The sequence below is a fragment of the Limnohabitans sp. 2KL-3 genome (assembly GCF_001269405.1).
Taxonomy (GTDB): Bacteria; Pseudomonadota; Gammaproteobacteria; order Burkholderiales; family Burkholderiaceae_C; genus Limnohabitans_A.
This window is the reverse complement of record NZ_CXON01000051.1, coordinates 1-2,614: the sequence shown is the minus strand read 5'-3', so window position 1 is coordinate 2,614 and position 2,614 is coordinate 1. Positions and strand designations below refer to the sequence as shown.

The 2,614-nt window shown below is 61.1% G+C and carries 2 protein-coding genes; both read right to left on the bottom strand.

Annotated elements, in window-relative coordinates; translation table 11 throughout:
• Positions 1 to 490: 490 nt before the first annotated feature.
• Positions 491 to 1,390, bottom strand: coding sequence for a 5'-nucleotidase (locus AMM41_RS21495; RefSeq protein WP_089963977.1), 900 nt, complete (start codon positions 1,388 to 1,390; stop codon positions 491 to 493).
• Positions 1,391 to 1,439: 49 nt separating this feature from the next.
• Positions 1,440 to 2,063: a DUF3299 domain-containing protein gene (locus tag AMM41_RS21490; RefSeq protein ID WP_089963974.1), complete on the bottom strand. Its 624-nt coding sequence runs from the start codon at positions 2,061 to 2,063 to the stop codon at positions 1,440 to 1,442.
• Positions 2,064 to 2,614: the final 551 nt, after the last annotated feature.

Sequence of the window (2,614 nt, the reverse complement as noted above, 5' to 3'; positions counted from 1 at the left end):
TCCGGCGACCACCGAGATCTACACTCGTTCCCTACACGACGCTCTTCCGATCTTTCCTACAAAATGCAGGGCATCTCCCTTGTAGGAGCGACGCCCCCGTCGCGAAAAGCCTCGCAGACCACAAGCCATCGCCCCGAGGGCGGGGCTCCTACAAAATGCAGGGCATCTCCCCTGTAGGAGCGACGCCCCCGTCGCGAAAAGCCTCGCAAACCACCACCTATCGCCCCGAGGGCGGGGTTCCTACAAAATGCAGGGCATCTCCCTTGTAGGAGCGACGCCCCCGTCGCGAAAAGCCTCGCAAACCACAAGCCATCGCCCCGAGGGCGGGGCTCCTACAAAATGCAGGGCATCTCCCCTGTAAGAGCGACGCCCCCGTCGCGATAAGCCTCGCAGACCACCACCCATCGCCCCGAGGGCGGGGCTCCTACAAAAAAACCATCGCCCGGGGGGGGCGGCTCCCAAATGATGGGTCCCATCCACAAGGCAATGCTTACTCTGGGTTGGACACACCCGATGCGACGTGGCCAGACGGCACATGTCGGGCGGCCGATTCGATGTGGCCGGTTTGGTCGTCAAAAAAGAAATCAGGCTCGAATTCACGCAAAAATTCGCCCTTGGGCAAGCCGCCCAAAAACATGGCCTCGTCCACCTCAATGTTCCAATTCATCAGCGTGCGGATGGCGCGTTCGTGGGCCGGAGCGCTGCGGGCGGTGACCAAGGCGGTGCGGATGCGCATGTGGGGTGTGCCCTCTTGTTGCAGTCGTTGCAACGCGGCCAGCAAAGGCTTGAAGGGGCCGGCCAGCAGGGGTTGTTCGGCTTTGTCGCGTTCGTGCGCCTGAAAAGCCGTCAGACCTTCTGACTGAAACACCCGTTCGGCCTCGTCCGAGAACAACACCGCATCGCCATCAAAGGCAATGCGCACCTCGTTCGGGTGAGATTCCGAGGCCAGCGCTGAATGCGGATAGACCTGCGCGGCGGGCACCCCTGCCCCCAAGGCGGCACGCACATCGGACAAATGCGTGGACAAAAACAAGTTGGCGTTGAGCGGCTTGAGGTAACGCCAAGGCGGCTGTCCCCGGGTGAAGCTGCCGCGCTGAATGGTCAGGCCGTAGTGCTGCGCCGAGCGGAACACCCGCATGCCCGAGACCGGGTCGTTGCGCGAAAGGATGACCACCTCGACCCGCTGCGCATCGGCGTCGTTGAAGGCCAACAACTTGCGCACCAGAGAAAATGCCACGCCCGGTTTGGCCGGTACTTCCAGGCGTTCCAGCTGCAATTGCATGTAAGCACGGTCGTCGCCTTGCTCAAACACACGGTTTTCTTCTTCAAAGTCAAACAAGGCCCGCGATGAAATCGCCACGACCAATTGGCCTTCCAGTGAGACGGGCATCGTGATCTCCGGTGCAGTTGAAATGGTGAAGCGCCTTGTCGATGCAGGCTTATTTTTTCTCGGAATAGGGTGTTACCACTTTGGCGTCGATGCGGTAACTGGCCACCCCCATGTGCGAGTCGGTTTTGGTGGCGCTCAGAGTGCCGGTCACCCACACGATGTCCATGCTGCGAAAGCGCTTGACGGCTTGGTCGAGCTTCACATGCACGATCTGGTTGGCGGGGGGTGGTGGCGAGTGCACGCAGGCCCCAAAGTAAGGCACCAGCAAAAATTCCTTGAGGCCTTCAGGCAAGTCTTCCAGGGGCACCAGGTAGCCAGGCAGGCGCACGTTTTGCCCCAGGATCAAGGGGTTGATGGGGGCGTTGTCCCACATCTGGCGCATTTTTTTCAGGGCTTCATCGGCCTTGGGGTCGTTGTCTTTCAGGCTTTGCAGGTTCAAGGCCTTGAGGTCTTTGTAAGGGTCCCAGCCTGCGGGAATGAGCTGCTCCCAGCCAATGGTGCGGGGTGCGCTTGGTGTGCTGGCCCCTTCGGGTGCTGCACCCGCCGACAAAGACGGCTGCACTTGAGGCACAGTCTCGCGAGCGGTCTCGCGCACGCTTTGCGCACAGACGGAACCCGCCAGCAGCAGGGCGGCCAGCAGTGCGGTGTTTTGAATGGCAAATGTTTTTTTCATAAGAACTCCCAAGTGAGCACTGTAAGCCCGCAGGGCCTCTTGAACGCGTGAAAGTCGGCTCTAGGGCGAGGTTTTTTTATGGGTCTGGCCTTGTGAAGTTTGAAGTGAAAAGCTTGTCTTGTCACAGCGATCAACGATGCGAGCCATCTGGCAGCCCCGCCCCCGGGGCGATGAGCTTTTTGTAGGAGCCCCGCCCTCGGGGCGATGGGGTGTGGTCTGCGAGTGTGATCGCGACGAGGGCGTCGCTCCTACGGGGGGAATGCCCTGCATGTTGTGGGAGCCCCGCCCTCGGGGCGATGGGGTGTGGTTTGCGAGGGTGATCGCGACGAGGGCGTCGCTCCTAGTGCGCCCGTGAAGGCGCGTACACAGCATGGTGAGAGTCCATGTCGGGGTAAGCCAAGGCCCCGTAGTCGAAGGTAACTGCGTCGCTGCGAAGCGGGGTGGAGAGCAACCGGAGGCGAACTGGCGGTGCGCAGTAAAGCGAACTCGATTCGGCAGGGAGTGGCGGCGAGCTGGCTGGGAGAAGGCGAAGCCTGAAACACATCGCATGC

Bases quoted from the DNA above. Each gene is read 5' to 3' on its own strand.
- AMM41_RS21495 (WP_089963977.1), bottom strand. From the start codon at position 1,390: ATGCCCGTCTCACTGGAAGGCCAATTGGTCGTGGCGATTTCATCGCGG.
- AMM41_RS21490 (WP_089963974.1), bottom strand. From the start codon at position 2,063: ATGAAAAAAACATTTGCCATTCAAAACACCGCACTGCTGGCCGCCCTG.